Here is a 14,820-nt window from a genome sequence, read left to right as displayed (position 1 = left end):
GCGAGCGCACATGCGCCCGCCACCGCCACGCCTCCGAACACGCCATCGACCGGTCCTCCGTTGGGGAAACCGGAGACGGTCGGGAGAATCAGGTAAGGAAGGTAGGTGAGGTGGGCGGACGCTTACGAAGCCACCCAGACGGTGCGCCTGCGCTGCGCGTTTGGCGACCTCGGTGAAGTGCATGGCTTGCTCGGCGTGCGCGGCGCGGAAAAGCTGAGTGAGGATTTTGATACCGAGGGTGTCGCCCTGCGTTTACGCGTACGCCAGAGTGCCCTGTCCGCGCTCACGCTGGCGCTGCGCGAAGCCAGCCGCGGTCGGATCCTGCTGCAGGCCGAGGACTAGCCGCGGTGCGAGAATCGCAACAGCGATTCTTTACGCCTATCAACAGCCACACACCGCTGCGCCTACATCGGCACCGCGAACACGCGTAGCGAGGCCAGCAGCCCGCCATCTACACGCTCCACCAAGGCCACCGCGCGTCCATCGGGTGCGAACGCTGCCAGCGCGCCGGCGGGGGCCACCGCATAGCCCGGAGGGCGCTGACCGCGGCGGATCTGTTGCGCATGCTCAGCGCTGACCTCAAGCCGAGGAAAACCCTGCAAACCGGCTTCCAGCGGCAACAGCCAGGGCACGTCAGGCACGCCCGCCGATTGCTCCGCGATCTGTTCGATGCTCAGCATGGCCGGCTGCCGGAATGGATCCACCCACAGCCGCCGCAGTTCGCGCACATGCGCACCGCAGCCCAGCGCCTCGCCGAGATCACGGACAAGGCTGCGCACATAGGTGCCCGAGCCACATTCGATTCGCAGCCGCAGGCAGTCGCCTTCGATCCCGACCAGCTCCAGGCGATGCACCTCAACCGGCCGTGCCTCAAGCTCAAGCTGCTCGCCGCGACGCGCACGCACGTACAGCGCCTCGCCCTCGCGCTTCAATGCCGAGTAGATCGGCGGCACCTGCTGAATGGCACCTCGCAAAGGCGCGAGTGCAGCTTCAATCAGCTGCGGGTCTAGGGCGGGAACAGGACGCTCGCGCAGCAGTTCGCCGTCGGCATCATCGGTGTCGGTGGTGCGACCGAGCACCGCTACGGTTTCGTAGGCTTTGTTGGCGCCGAGCAAGTAGCCGGCGATCTTGGTGGCCTCGCCGAAGCACAGCGGCAGCAGGCCGGTCGCCAAGGGATCGAGCGCACCGGTGTGGCCGCCCTTGTCAGCGCGCAGCAGATGCCGCACGCGCTGCAGCGCAGCGCTGGATGACATCGCCGCCGGCTTATCGAGCAGAACGATACCGTCCAGACGTCGCCAGACGGTGCGCGGGCGCCGCTTCATCGCAGGCCTCAGCTTTCGCCGCGCAGCAGCGCCTCGATGCGCTCGCCGCGGTCGACCGAATCGTCGTAGTGGAAATGCAGCTCCGGCACCGCACGCATGCGCACCCGCTTGCCGAGCTCGTAGCGGATTTCCTTGGTCAGCCCCTTGAGCGCCTTCACCGCCTCGCGCGCGCGCTCGGGCTCAAGCGCGGTCACGAACACCTTGGCATGCGCCAGATCACGCGTGACCTCGACATCGGACACGCTCACCGACGGCAGCCCGTGCTCACGCACAGCCTCGTGCACCAGTTGGCCGACATCACGGCGAAGCTGGGCGGAAACGCGGTCGGTGCGGGTAAAGCTACGTTTCATTCTGAGCCGGGATTGGGGATTCGGGATTCGGGATTCGTAAAGAGCGAGGAGCAACAGGGACTCGGCTCAGCGCTCCGCATATAGGCGGAGCGGAGCCGACGCACTGGCGATTGGGGCGGGAGCGAATCCCGAATCCCGGCTTCAAAGCGTGCGCTGAACCTCGATACGCTCGTAGCACTCGATCTGGTCGCCGGGCTTGACGTCGTTGTACTGCTTCACGGCGATGCCACACTCGGTGCCGATACGCACCTCGTCGACGACCTCCTTGAAGCGGCGCAGCGATTCGAGTTCACCCTGGAAGACCACGGTGTTGTTGCGCAGCACGCGGATCGGCTTGTTGCGGCGAACCACACCCTCGATGACCATCGAGCCGGCTACCGCGCCAAACTTGGAGCTGCGGAACACGTCGCGGACCTCGGCGGTGCCGATGATCTCTTCGCGGATCTCCACGCCTAGCAGACCCGATGCCACCTGCTTCACCTGGTCGATCACGTCATAGATGATCGAGAAGTAGCGCAGGTCAAGACCATTGGACTCGATGACCCGGCGGGCGGCCGCGTCAGCGCGGACATTGAAACCGATCACCACCGCCTTGGAGGCCGCAGCCAGGGTCGCATCGGACTCATTGATGCCACCGACGCCGGAGGTGATCACGTTGATCCGGATCAGCTCGTTGGACAGACCGGTCAGCGAGTCGCGCAGCGCCTCGACCGAACCCTGCACATCGGCCTTGATGACCAGATTGAGGCTCTGCTGGCCTTCGCCCTGGCCCATCTGCGCCATGATGTCTTCCATGCGGTTGCCAGCCTGCTTGACCAGACGCGTTTCGCGCTTCTTGGTCTCACGTTGCTGGGCGACATCCTTGGCCAGACGCTCATCCTCGACCACCACGAAGTCGTCGCCGGCATCGGGCACGCCCGACAGACCCAGCACGACCACCGGAATCGACGGACCGGCCGCATCGACCTGTGCGCCGACTTCGTTGAACAGGGCGCGCACGCGGCCATATTCGGTACCGCAAACAACAAAGTCGCCCTTCTTCAGCGTGCCCTGCTGGACCAGCACGGTGGCAACCGGACCACGACCCTTGTCGAGAGCGGATTCGATCACTGCGCCGCTGGCGCGGCCATCCACCACCGCACGAAGCTCCATCACCTCAGCCTGCACCGAGATCGCCTCAAGCAGGGCATCGATGCCCATGCCGGTCTTGGCCGACACCGGCACGAACTGGGTATCACCACCCCACTCTTCCGGAATCACTTCCAGATTGGCCAAGCCCTGCTTGACGTTGTCTGGGTTGGCGTCCGACTTGTCCATCTTGTTGACTGCGATGATCAGCGGCACCTTGGCGGCGCGCGCATGCTTCACCGCTTCCGTGGTCTGCGGCATGACACCGTCATCGGCAGCCACAACCAGCACCACGATGTCGGTCAGCTTGGCGCCGCGCGCACGCATCTGGGTGAAGGCTGCATGGCCGGGCGTATCAAGGAAGCTGATAACGCCCTTCGCGGTCTGCACGTGGTATGCACCGATGTGCTGGGTGATGCCACCGGCTTCGCCGGAGGCGACGCGGGTGCGGCGGATATGGTCGAGCAGTGAGGTCTTGCCGTGGTCGACGTGGCCCATGATGGTGACCACCGGCGGCCGCAGCTCGCCTTCGCCGGTCTGTTCGACGTGGGCGATCAGCGCTTCTTCGACGTCGTTCTCGTTGGCGCGCACTGCAGTGTGGCCCAGCTCTTCAACCACCAGCACCGCGGTGTCGTGGTCGATGGTCTGGTTGATGGTGGCCATCACGCCCATCTTGAACAGCGCCTTCACCACTTCAGCGCCCTTCAGCGCCAGCTTGACGGCGAGGTCAGCGACCAGAATATTGTCGCCGATGGCGACTTCACGCAGCATCGGCGCGGTCGGGCGCGAGAAGCCGTGAACGCCGCCACCTGAGCGCGAAGCCTCCTGACGACGGCCGGGCTTCTTGCGTGCGCCACGGCGTGCGGTGCCAGCGTCGGACAGATGCAGTTCGCCGCGGCCAAACCGCGATGCATCGTCTTCGCCACCGGGACGTGCCGGAGCGCGCGCAGGGCGTGCGCGTCGATCGTCGCGGCGGGCGCCAGGAGCACCCGGTGCACCACCCGGGCCACCGGGCGCTGGCGACGACGGCCCCGCGGGACCGCGCATCGGCGGTCGCGGCCCAGTCGGACGTGGAGCCGAAGGCGATGATGGACGCGGCGAAGACGGCGGAGCCGAGGACGGACGCGGCGAAGACGGCGGAGCCGATGAGGGACGCGGCGCCGAGGGGCGCACCTGCGGCGGTGCGGCTTCAACCCGCGGCTCCGGACGACGGACCGCTGCGACCGGCTCAACCGGTGCAGGCTCGACTACAGGTGCAGGAGTGGCTGCAGGGGCTGGGGCCGGTGCAGCGGCGGCCTCGGTTTCCTGCTTGCGTGCCTGTTCGGTCTCGCGCTTGCGTGCCTCTTCGTCGGCGCGGCGCTGATCGGCTTCCTGACGCGCGGCAGCTTCGGCATCCTGGCGCGCATGCGACTCGGCCAGCAGACGCTGCGCTTCGTCACGACCGGGATCGTCGCTGGGAGTGATTTCGCTGCGCTTGACGTAGGTCCGCTTCTGACGGACTTCGACATTGACCGTGGTCTTGGTCTTGCCGGCAGCCACAGTGATTTCTTCAACCTTGCGCCGCTTCAGGGTGATCTGACGCGGAGCGGAGGGATCTTCGGCCGGCTCGTTCTTGCCATGGGTGCGCCGCAGGAAGCCGAGCAGCTTCATCTTCTCCGCGCTGGTCACCACCTGGTCGGGCCCGCTGAAGCTCATGCCGGCCTCGGCGAGCTGCTCAAGGAGCTTCTCAACCGGGGTGCCAGTCAATTTTGCGAGGGTGCTTACAGTAACTTCCGACATGTGGCTTCCTAAACTTTCATGGGCCGGCGGGGCGTTCGCCCCGGAGCGTCAAGCCGACAATTGTAACCGCAGCGGCGAAGGGTCGCCGCCCATGTGAGCAGACCGCGGCCAGGCACCGGCAATACCGGAGCCTGCACCTGCAGGCTTACTCGAACCAGTGCTTGCGTGCAGCCATGATCAGCGCGGCGGCGCGTTCAGCATCCAGGCCTTCGATATCACTGATTTCGTCCACGGCCAGCTCTGCCAGATCATCGCGGGTGGCGATGCCGCGAGAAGCCAGTGCGTAGGCGATCGCGTCGTCCATGCCGTCCAACGTCAGCAGATCATCCGCCGGCTTGTGCTCGTCGAGCTGCTCTTCAGCGGCCAGCGCCTCGGTCAGCAGGGCGTCACGCGCACGGGCGCGCAGCTCTTCGACGATGTCCTCGTCAAAGCCTTCCACTGCCAGCAGCTCCGCCGCGGGCACGTAGGCGATTTCTTCGACCGTGCTGAAACCTTCGGCCACCAGAATGCCCGCGATCTCTTCATCCACTTCGAGGCGGGCGATGAACAGCTGCCGCGCGCTGGCCTGCTCGGCCTCACTCTTGGCGGCGACCTGATCCTGGGTCATCACGTTCAACTGCCAGCCGCTCAGCTTGCTGGCCAGACGGACATTCTGCCCGCCCTTGCCGATCGCCTGCGCCAGCTTGTCTTCGGCGACAGCGATATCCATCGAGTGGCGCTCTTCGTCGACGATGATCGACTGCACCTCCGCCGGCGCCATCGCATTGATCACGAACTGGGCAGCGTTCTCGCTCCACAGCACGATGTCGATGCGCTCGCCGTTGAGCTCGTTGGACACTGCCTGAACGCGCGAACCGCGCATGCCGATACAGGCACCGATCGGATCGGTACGGGTGTCGTGGGCAATCACCGCGATCTTGGCGCGATCACCCGGGTCACGCGCTGCGCCCTTGATTTCGACCAGGCCCTGGCCCACTTCCGGCACTTCGAGCTTGAACAGCGCCATCATGAATTCTGGCGCGGCACGGCTGACGAACAACTGCGGCCCACGCGCTTCCGAGCGGACGTCGTAGAGGTAGCCACGCACGCGATCACCGGGGCGCAGCGTATCGCGCGGGATCGACTTGTCCTTGGCGATGAAGGCCTCGGCATTCCCGCCGAGATCCACGTAGATGTTGCCGCGCTCGACGCGCTTGACGATGCCGGTGATCAACTCGCCGATGCGATCGCGGTAGGCATCGACCACCTGCGCACGCTCGGCTTCGCGAACCCGCTGCACGATGACCTGTTTGGCCGCCTGCGCCGAGATGCGTCCGAAATCGACGTTCTCGACCGACTCTTCGATGGACTCACCCACTTCGGCATCGGCCTTGATGTCGACCGCGTCCATCAGGCGGATCTGACGGTGCGGTGACTCCATCACCACATCATCGGCCACCACTTCCCAGACCCGGAAGGTCTCGTAGGCGCCGTTGCTGCGGTTGATCGCCACCCGCATCTGCACGTCCTCTTCCGGAAACTGCTTCTTCGCAGCGGAGGCGAGTGCGGCTTCCAGGGCATCGAAAATGACGCCACGATCGACGCCCTTTTCATTGGCGACGGCTTCGGCTACCAGCAGGAGTTCTTTGCTCATCGTGGTGTCTCCGACAGGCCTTGGGCGGCCTGGGTGCAGGGAATCAAGGGTTGCGCCCGCTCAGCCGCGACCGCGGCCGGGGCGACGGGGCGTGGGCGCATCGGGGTCGTCGTACAGCGAGGGCTCTGCAGCATCCTCGGCGGCGGGATCGGCTTTGCCTTGTCCGATCACCGAGTAGTCCGGGACCAAGCGGGCCTTGGCGATATTGTCGTGAACAAGACTGTACTCCTTGCCCTCCTGCTCGATCCGGATCTGATCTGCGTCGACGCCGAGAATGGTCGCGCTGAAGCGGCGGCGACCATCCTGCGGCAGGTGCAGGCTGATCTTCACCGGAGAACCGATGAAGCGTTCGAAATGGGCGGGAGTAAACAGCGGACGATCGAAGCCAGGCGAGGAAACCTCAAGTACGTAATTGCCCTGGATCGGGTCATTCACGTCAAGCAAAGCGCTGACCTCGCGGCTCACCGCTTCGCAATCTTCAACGCCGACATGGCGGTCGGCGACATCAATGTACAGGCGCAACACGCTGCGATGGCTACTGGGCGCGTACTCGACCCCCAGCAGCTCCAGGCCCAAGGCCTCGACGGCAGGGTTGAGAAGGGCTTCGAGTTCCTGATTCTTCTGCGACATGTGTATGCGGATTTCCTTGGAGCTTGATCGCGCTCGCAGCCAGGCGGAGCGCGGCTAGGGCTGGGCCCTGTCCAAGACACCGGAGCCTCGTTGACCAACCTCGCCAACGCTGCGGGCCCGCAAAATGAAAGAGCCTCACGTGGAGGCTCTTTACAGTGCAGAACATCCGTAAGGATCTTCCGCAGTACTGATGGTAGCGGGGGCAGGATTTGAACCTGCGACCTTCGGGTTATGAGCCCGACGAGCTGCCAGACTGCTCCACCCCGCATCAGTCAGTGCGCAAGTATAGCGGTGTTCAAATCGCACCGCAACACTTGTCGAACTAGGTTGTTCAATCCGCGGCACCGGTGGCGCGCAGACACCACTGCATCAACGGGCCCCAGAACACGCCGAGCGCCAGCATAGCGAGGCCATTGACGGTCAGCAGCCAACGGAACTGAGGGTCTGGCGATAGGGTTTGCTTCTCGCCTTCTTCGGGCGCATCGAAGTACATGGTTCGAATGATGCGCAGGTAGTAGTAGGCGCCGATCACGGCGAACACCACGGCCACCAGCGCCAGCCACAGCATGTCGGCCTTCAGGGCAGCCTCAAGCACCGCCAGCTTGGCCCAGAAACCGAACAGCGGCGGGAAGCCGGCCAGCGAGGCCATCAGCAGCAGGATGATGAATGCATACCAGGGATGGCGCTGGTTCAGACCCCGGAAGTCGCTGATGTTGTCCGCCTCGAAGCCCTTGCGCGCCAGCAGCATCACCGCGGCAAACGCGCCGACCGACATCAACGCATAGCTGATCGCATAGAACATCGCGGCGCCATAGCCGGCGGGCGTACCCGCAGAAAGCCCGAGGAACAGGAAGCCGACGTGCGAGATGGTGGAGTACGCCAGCATCCGCTTCAGATTGGTCTGGGCGATGGCCACCACATTGCCGATCGCCAGCGACAGCACTGCAAGCCAAGCGAGCATGTGGCGCCATTCGTTGACGTCACCCACGGCGCCTTCAAGCAGCCGATAGGCCATGCCAAACGCAGCGAGCTTGGGCGCCGAGCCGATGAAGGCGGTAACTGCCGTCGGCGCGCCCTGGTAGACATCGGGTAGCCACATGTGGAACGGCGCCGCGCCGAACTTGAAGGCGATTCCGACCACCAGAAAAACCACGCCCAGCAGCAAGATGCCGCGGTTCTCACCAATGCCGCCGACGGCCGCGTGGATGGTGGCGATGTCGAGGCTGCCGGTAGCGCCGTAGATCATCGACATGCCGTAGAGCAACATGCCCGAGGCAAGTGCTCCGAGCACGAAGTACTTCATGGCAGCTTCGGTCGCAAGCTTGCTGTCACGGTCCAGCGCCACCAACGCATAGGACGACAATGCCAGCAGTTCCAGGCCCATGTACACGCTGATCAGGTTGCCCGCCGACACCAACAGCATGATGCCGAGCACGGCGAACAGGCAGAGCACGTAGAACTCGCCCTTGAACAATCCACGGTCCTGCAGATAGGGCTTGGCATAGACGAAGGCGGCGCCCGTCACCAGCAGCGCGAAGACCTTCAGCACATCAGCCACCCCATCGCGGATGAACATGCCCCCGAAGGCGGTAACCGCTTCGGTGGCGACGCCATTGCGTAGCGTCAGCGCCGCCGTGGCGACCAGGGTCAGCAGGCCCAGGAAGTGAGTCAATCCGCGCCGGGCATCGCTGATGAACAGGTCGGCCAGCAGAAGCACGCAGGTCGCCCCAAGCAGGAACAGCTCGGGCGTGAGTGGAATGAAGTCGGAGGTAGCAATCATGGCTGTCGTCTCCGCTTACAGCTTGCTGGCGGCGAGCTGCACCGCGAGTTGGGCGATGGAGACGTCCATCAGATCGGTCAACGGCTTGGGATTCACACCGAAGTAAAGGACCGCCGCAGCGAACGAGGCCAGCACCAGAAACTCATGCCCGCGCAGATCCTTCAATGCAGCGACATTGGGGTTCGCCACCTCGCCGTACAGCACCCGCTTGACCATCCACAGGGTATAGGCCGCACCAATGATCAGGGTGAGTGCAGCGACTGCGGCAATCCACGGGCTCTGCTGGAATGCTGCGAGAATCACCATGAACTCGCCAACAAAGCCGGAAGTGCCTGGCAGGCCGCTGTTGGCCATGGCAAAGAACACCATGAACGCGGCAAACATAGGCATGACGTTCGCAACGCCGCCGTAGTCCTTGATCATGCGTGTGTGCATGCGGTCGTACATCACGCCCACGCAGGAGAACATCGCGCCGGAGATGAACCCGTGCGAGATCATCTGAACCATCGCGCCCTGCAGACCCAGCTGGGCAGCATCAACGCTGCCCTGGCGCATCAGCGCGAAGGCGATGAAGGTACCGAGCGTAACGAAGCCCATGTGTGAGATCGACGAGTAGGCGATCAGCTTCTTCATATCCTCCTGCGCCAGCGCGACCAGGCCGATGTAGACCACCGCGATCAGGCTCAGCGTGATCAGCAGCCAGGCGTACTCGAAGCCCGCATCGGGCACGATCGGCAGGGTGAAGCGCAGGAATCCGTAGCCGCCGATCTTCAGCATGATCGCCGCCAGTACAACCGAGCCGGCGGTCGGAGCCTCGACATGGGCATCCGGCAGCCAGGTGTGCACCGGGAACATCGGGATCTTGACCGCGAAGGCAGCGAAGAACCCGAAGAACAGCCACATCTGTTCGGTGGAGCTGAGCTTCAGCGCATACAGGTCGGCGAGCTGGAAGCTGCCCCCTTTCAGGTACAGATAAATGAGCCCGATCAGCATGAAGATCGAGCCAAGGAAGGTGTACAGAAAGAACTTCATCGAGGCATAGATTCGGCGGTAGCCGCCCCAGACGCCGATGATGATGAACATCGGGATCAGCATGCCCTCGAAGAACACGTAGAACAGAATTGCATCGAGCGCGCAGAACACGCCGATCATCAAGCCTTCGAGAATCATGAAGGCGGCCATGTACTGGTGCACGCGCTCGTCGACCGATGTCCAGGCGCCGATCAACACCAGCACGCTGGTGAAGCAGGTCAACAGCACCAGGGCCAGTGAAATGCCGTCTACGCCCAGGTGATAGCGGATATCGAAAGCGCTGATCCAGCTGTAGTTCTCGACAAACTGCATCGCTGCGGTGCCGGCATCGAAACCGGTGTACAGCGGGATGCTGATGGCGAAAGTCAGCAGAGTGACCAGTAGGGCGAACCAGCGCACCTGCGTGGCACGTTCGGCGCCGAAAGCGAGCGCTGCAAAGCCGCCCAGTATGGGCAGCCAGATCAGCAGGCTCAGGAGGGGCAGTGAGGACGGCATCCGCAGTTCCTTTGTGTTCTTGTTATCGCGACGTCATCAGACGCGCAGCGACCAGATCAGCGCGCCGAGCAGCGCGATCAGGCCCAGGATCATGGCGAAGGCGTAGTGGTACATCAGGCCGGACTGCAGCTTGCGCACCACCGCAGCGATCCGGTCGACCAGCGCCGCGGTGCCATCGATGGCAATGCCGTCGATGACCGCGGTGTCGCCCGCCTTCCAGAAAAGCCGACCCAATCCGACGCTGCCACGAGCGAACACCGCCTGGTTGAAGTCGTCGAACCCGTACTTGTTCTCCAGCACCCGCACCGGCAGCGCGAAGGTCTTGCGCAGCGATGCGGCCATGCCAGGGTTGAAAAGATACAGATAGGTCGCGGATGCGAACCCGGCGAACGCCAGCCAGAACGCCGGCGAAGCAACGAAATGCGCGCCGAAGCCTATCGCCGCCGAGAACCAGCCGTGCTCGTCGTGCCACAGCTTGGCGGCGACGCCAGACAGGGTGTCGTGCTCGGGCAGCACGCTGATCGCACCGGAGAAGAAGTCGCCGAAGGCCATCGGCCCGACTGTCAGGAAACCTATCGCGATGGATGGAATCGCCAGCAGCACCAGCGGCAAGGTCACCACCCAAGGCGACTCGTGCGGCTCATGCGGGCCGTGGTGGTCATCGTGCCCGTGCTCGTCGTGGGCGTGCTCATGCGCATGAGCATCGCGGAAGCGCTCCTTGCCGTGGAAGGTCAAGTAGAGCAAACGGAAGCTGTAGAAGCTGGTGATGAACACGCCCAGCATCACCGCCCAATAGGCATAGCTCTGCACCCAGCCGCCCTGCCCTGCCGCCACGCCTGCAGCCTCGATGATGGTGTCCTTCGAGTAGTAGCCGGACAGGAACGGCGTGCCCACCAGGGCCAAGGTGCCGATCAGGCTGGTGATCCAGGTGATCGGCATGTATCTGCGCAGGCCGCCCATGCGGCGCATGTCCTGCTCATGATGCATACCGATGATCACCGAGCCCGCCGCGAGGAACAGCAGCGCCTTGAAGAAGGCATGAGTCATCAGATGGAACACCGCGCCGGCATAGGCCGATACGCCGAGCGCGACTGTCATGTATCCCAGCTGAGACAGCGTCGAATACGCAACCACGCGCTTGATGTCGTTTTGAACAATGCCGATCAAACCGGTGAACAGCGCAGTGGTCGCGCCGACAAACAACACGAAGGCGAGCGCGGTCTCGCTCATCTCGAACAGCGGGGACATCCGCGCCACCATGAAGATGCCAGCGGTGACCATGGTCGCGGCGTGGATCAGGGCCGAGATCGGCGTCGGGCCTTCCATCGAGTCCGGCAGCCAGACGTGCAGAGGCACCTGTGCCGACTTGCCCATTGCGCCGATGAACAGGCAGATGCAGATGAATGTCGGCACCGCCCACTGGCTGCCCGGCCACACCTCGACGCTCAGGGCGGCGATCTGCGGGGCATTGGCGAACGCGGTCTGATAGTCCAGCGTACCCAACCAGTACAGCACACCGGCGATGCCGAGCAGGAAGCCGAAGTCACCGACGCGATTGACCAGGAAGGCCTTCATATTGGCGAACACCGCCGACGGCTTCTTGAACCAGAAACCGATCAGCAGGTAGGACACGAGACCGACCGCTTCCCAGCCGAAGAACAACTGAAGGAAGTTGTTGCTCATCACCAGCATCAGCATCGAGAAGGTGAACAGGCTGATGTAGGAGAAGAAGCGCTGGTAGCCCGGATCTTCGTGCATGTATCCAATGGTGTAGATGTGCACCAGCAGCGACACGAAGGTCACCACCACCATCATCATCGCGCTCAGACGGTCGATCAAAAAACCGACATGCGCCGAGTACTCACCGATCTCGAACCAAGTGTACAGATTCTGGTTGAACACAGGCGCACCGCCCCAGACCAACTGGTACAGCACCTGGATCGACAGCGCGCAGGACAGCGCGACGCCGAGGATCGTCACCCAGTGCGCGCCGGCGCGACCGAGCTGGCGCCCGAACAGGCCCGCAAGGATCGCCCCAAGCAGCGGCGCCAGCGCGATCACCAGCAGCGAGTTCTGACTGATCACCGGCCACCCCCTTGGAACGCTCGAGCACTACACATGGAAGCTACGGGCAGCATGGTTCAACCCTTCATCGAATCGAGTTCGCCGACGTTGATCGTCGAACGGGCGCGGAACAGCGCCACCAGAATGGCAAGACCGATCGCCGCCTCGGCGGCGGCCACAGTCAGAATGAAAAACACGAACACCTGCCCGGCGGGGTCGCCCAGATGGCGCGAGAAGCCGATGAAGTTCATGTTGACCGCCAGCAGCATCAGCTCGATGCTCATCAGCAGCACGATGACGTTCTTGCGGTTGATGAAGATGCCGCCGACGCCGATGCAGAACAGCAGCGCACCGACTGCAAGGTAGTGTCCCAACGTGATCACTGGCGGCTCTCCTGCGTCTCGGCCTTCATCTTGATGATGCGCACGCGATCCTCTCGGCGCACCTGGACCTGGCGAGCCGGATCCTGTGCCTTCGGGTTGACCTGCCGACGCAAGGTGATGGCGATCGCGCCAACAATCGCCACCGTCAACACCACGGCCGCGATCTCGAACGGATACAGGTAGTCGGTGAACATCGCCTTGCCCAACCACTCGGTGTTGGACATCCCTGCTGCAAGCGCCGGATCCGCGCCGGACAGGGGCTGCTCGAAACGCGCCAGGCCGATCAGCACGATCATTTCCAGCGCCATCACGATGCCGACCACAATCCCGACAGGCAAGTAGCGGGCAAAGCCTTCGCGCAGCGGCGCGAACTTTATGTCGAGCATCATCACCACGAATAGGAAAAGCACCATCACCGCTCCCACGTAGACGAGCACCAGGGCGATGCCCAGGAATTCGGCTTGAGCCAGCAACCACAGGCAGGCGCTGGAGAAGAAGGTGAGGATCAGGAACAACACCGCGTGCACCGGGTTACGCACGGAAACCACGGCCAGCGCCGAACAGACGGCGACAGCGGCGAAGGCGTAGAAGGCGATCAGGGGATAGCTCATTGCAGGGGTTCCGGACAGGCGGACGGCAACACGGCCGACTCAGCGGTAGGCGGAGTCGAGCGTGCGGCGCTCGGCGATTTCCGCTTCCAGCCGATCGCCGATGGCGAGCAACTGGGCCTTGTTGACAACGTTCTCGCCGCGCTTCTCGAAGTGATACTCGTGGATATGCGTCTCGACGATAGAGTCGACCGGACAGGATTCTTCGCAGAAACCGCAGAAGATGCACTTGAACAGGTCGATGTCATAACGCGTGGTGCGGCGACTGCCGTCCTCGCGCGGCTCCGAATCGATGGTGATCGCCAGGGCCGGGCACACCGCTTCGCAGAGCTTGCAGGCGATGCAGCGCTCTTCGCCGTTGGGATAGCGGCGCAGCGCATGGAGTCCACGGAAACGTGGCGACTGCGGAATCTTCTCGAACGGGTAGGCGAGCGTGTAGTTCGGCTTGAAGAAGTACTTCAGGGTGAGCCACAGGCCCTGCAGCAGCTCGATCAGCAGCAGGCTCTTCAGGTATGAAACAACGCGGTTCATGCGGTCATCCTCAAGCGTTGGCCGTGAACCAGTCCGCGTGCACCGCCCAAGCGGCAACGAGGATCCAGACGATAGTGATGGGGATGAACACCTTCCAGCCCAGGCGCATGATCTGGTCGTAGCGGTAGCGCGGAAAGCTGGCGCGGAACCACACGTAGCAGAACGCGAAGAACACCGCCTTGACCAGCAGCCACCACGGGCCAGAGGCCGCGAGCGGGCCCTCGATCCAGCCCTGGAAGGGTGACAGCCAGCCGCCGAGGAACAACAACGCGGCGAGGAAGCTGATCAGGATCATGTTGGCGTACTCGGCCAGGAAGAACACGGCGAACGCCGCACCCGAGTACTCGACGTGGAATCCGGCGACGATCTCCGACTCACCTTCGGCGACGTCAAACGGCGCGCGATTGGTTTCAGCAACGCCCGAGATGAAGTAGATGATGAACAGTGGAAACAGCGGAAGCCAGAACCACTCGAAGAAACCGGCATTACCCTGCTGAGCATTGACGATCTCAGTCAGGTTCAAGCTGCCGGCAGCCACCAGCACGCCGACCAGGGCGAAGCCCATCGCGATTTCGTAGCTGACCACCTGCGCCGCCGAGCGCATCGCGCCCAGGAAGGCGTATTTGGAGTTCGAGGCCCAGCCGGCCAGCAGCACTCCATACACGCCCATCGACGTCATCGCCAGCAGCAGCAGCAGGCCAGCATTGATGTTGGCGAGCACGAAGCCATCTTCAAACGGCACCACCGCCCACGCGGCGAAGGCGGGAGCCAGCGCGAGAATGGGCGCCAGACGGAATAGAAAACCGTTGGCGCTGGTGGGCACCACGACTTCTTTCAGCAGCAGTTTGAAGGTATCAGCGAAGGGTTGGATGATGCCGATGCCGAAGACCCTGCCGACAAACACCGGCCCCTGGCGGACATGCATCCAGCCGATCACCTTGCGTTCGAACAGGGTGAAGAACGCGACGGCCACGATCAGCGGCGCAGTGATGCAGATGATCTTGACCAAGGTCCAGACCACCAGCCCGATGTCGCCGAAGCCGAGGAAGAACTCGCGGATAGGTTCGATGAGCGACAGCATGGGG

13 protein-coding genes and 1 tRNA gene are annotated in these 14,820 nt (G+C 63.4%); 1 reads left to right on the top strand and 13 read right to left on the bottom strand.

Annotated elements, in window-relative coordinates; genetic code table 11:
* Positions 1 to 105 precede the first annotated feature (105 nt).
* A complete protein-coding gene (locus ACIQ7H_RS12850) occupies positions 106 to 342 on the top strand; it encodes a DUF1949 domain-containing protein (RefSeq protein WP_395792058.1) in 237 nt (78 codons plus the stop codon).
* Between the two features lie 62 nt (positions 343 to 404).
* Here the strand turns inward: ACIQ7H_RS12850 and truB are convergent, their stop codons facing one another.
* From truB to nuoH, 13 genes are all read right to left on the bottom strand, one after another.
* Positions 405 to 1,322 carry a tRNA pseudouridine(55) synthase TruB gene (gene truB, locus ACIQ7H_RS12845; protein WP_395792056.1) on the bottom strand — a complete coding sequence of 306 codons (918 nt, stop codon included), beginning with the start codon at positions 1,320 to 1,322 and terminating at the stop codon, positions 405 to 407.
* Between the two features lie 8 nt (positions 1,323 to 1,330).
* Positions 1,331 to 1,672: a 30S ribosome-binding factor RbfA gene (gene rbfA / locus ACIQ7H_RS12840; RefSeq protein ID WP_395792054.1), complete on the bottom strand. Its 342-nt coding sequence runs from the start codon at positions 1,670 to 1,672 to the stop codon at positions 1,331 to 1,333.
* A gap of 141 nt (positions 1,673 to 1,813) precedes the next feature.
* Positions 1,814 to 4,579: a translation initiation factor IF-2 gene (gene infB / locus ACIQ7H_RS12835; protein ID WP_395792052.1), complete on the bottom strand. Its 2,766-nt coding sequence runs from the start codon at positions 4,577 to 4,579 to the stop codon at positions 1,814 to 1,816.
* A gap of 145 nt (positions 4,580 to 4,724) precedes the next feature.
* Entirely contained in the window at positions 4,725 to 6,212 is a 1,488-nt protein-coding gene (nusA, locus tag ACIQ7H_RS12830) for a transcription termination factor NusA (RefSeq protein ID WP_395792050.1), read from the bottom strand.
* 60 nt (positions 6,213 to 6,272) lie between these two features.
* Positions 6,273 to 6,842: a ribosome maturation factor RimP gene (gene rimP, locus ACIQ7H_RS12825; RefSeq protein WP_395792048.1), complete on the bottom strand. Its 570-nt coding sequence runs from the start codon at positions 6,840 to 6,842 to the stop codon at positions 6,273 to 6,275.
* Between the two features lie 191 nt (positions 6,843 to 7,033).
* Positions 7,034 to 7,110 (bottom strand) — tRNA-Met (locus tag ACIQ7H_RS12820).
* A gap of 63 nt (positions 7,111 to 7,173) precedes the next feature.
* On the bottom strand, positions 7,174 to 8,622 hold the full coding sequence (gene nuoN / locus ACIQ7H_RS12815) for an NADH-quinone oxidoreductase subunit NuoN (RefSeq protein ID WP_395792046.1): 1,449 nt from the start codon (positions 8,620 to 8,622) through the stop codon (positions 7,174 to 7,176).
* 15 nt (positions 8,623 to 8,637) lie between these two features.
* The gene (locus ACIQ7H_RS12810; RefSeq protein WP_395792044.1) at positions 8,638 to 10,149 is read right to left on the bottom strand and encodes an NADH-quinone oxidoreductase subunit M; all 1,512 of its coding nucleotides are present in this window, start codon (positions 10,147 to 10,149) and stop codon (positions 8,638 to 8,640) included.
* A 36-nt stretch (positions 10,150 to 10,185) separates the two neighbouring features.
* Complete coding sequence (gene nuoL, locus ACIQ7H_RS12805; protein ID WP_395792042.1) at positions 10,186 to 12,234, bottom strand: NADH-quinone oxidoreductase subunit L; 2,049 nt, start codon at positions 12,232 to 12,234, stop codon at positions 10,186 to 10,188.
* A 56-nt stretch (positions 12,235 to 12,290) separates the two neighbouring features.
* Complete coding sequence (gene nuoK / locus ACIQ7H_RS12800; protein WP_395792040.1) at positions 12,291 to 12,596, bottom strand: NADH-quinone oxidoreductase subunit NuoK; 306 nt, start codon at positions 12,594 to 12,596, stop codon at positions 12,291 to 12,293.
* Entirely contained in the window at positions 12,593 to 13,207 is a 615-nt protein-coding gene (locus tag ACIQ7H_RS12795; protein ID WP_395792038.1) for an NADH-quinone oxidoreductase subunit J, read from the bottom strand. The genes nuoK and ACIQ7H_RS12795 overlap by 4 nt, the downstream gene beginning before the upstream one ends.
* A 39-nt stretch (positions 13,208 to 13,246) precedes the next feature.
* The gene (gene nuoI, locus ACIQ7H_RS12790; protein ID WP_395792036.1) at positions 13,247 to 13,735 is read right to left on the bottom strand and encodes an NADH-quinone oxidoreductase subunit NuoI; all 489 of its coding nucleotides are present in this window, start codon (positions 13,733 to 13,735) and stop codon (positions 13,247 to 13,249) included.
* A gap of 10 nt (positions 13,736 to 13,745) precedes the next feature.
* The gene (gene nuoH / locus ACIQ7H_RS12785) at positions 13,746 to 14,816 is read right to left on the bottom strand and encodes an NADH-quinone oxidoreductase subunit NuoH (RefSeq protein ID WP_395792034.1); all 1,071 of its coding nucleotides are present in this window, start codon (positions 14,814 to 14,816) and stop codon (positions 13,746 to 13,748) included.
* Between the last annotated feature and the right edge of the window lie 4 nt (positions 14,817 to 14,820).

Origin of the sequence: Aquimonas sp., assembly GCF_044377145.1 — a bacterium.
Lineage (GTDB): Bacteria > Pseudomonadota > Gammaproteobacteria > Xanthomonadales > Xanthomonadaceae > Aquimonas.
The sequence above is the reverse complement of the archived record's forward strand: the minus strand, read 5'-3'. Positions and strand labels throughout refer to the sequence as shown.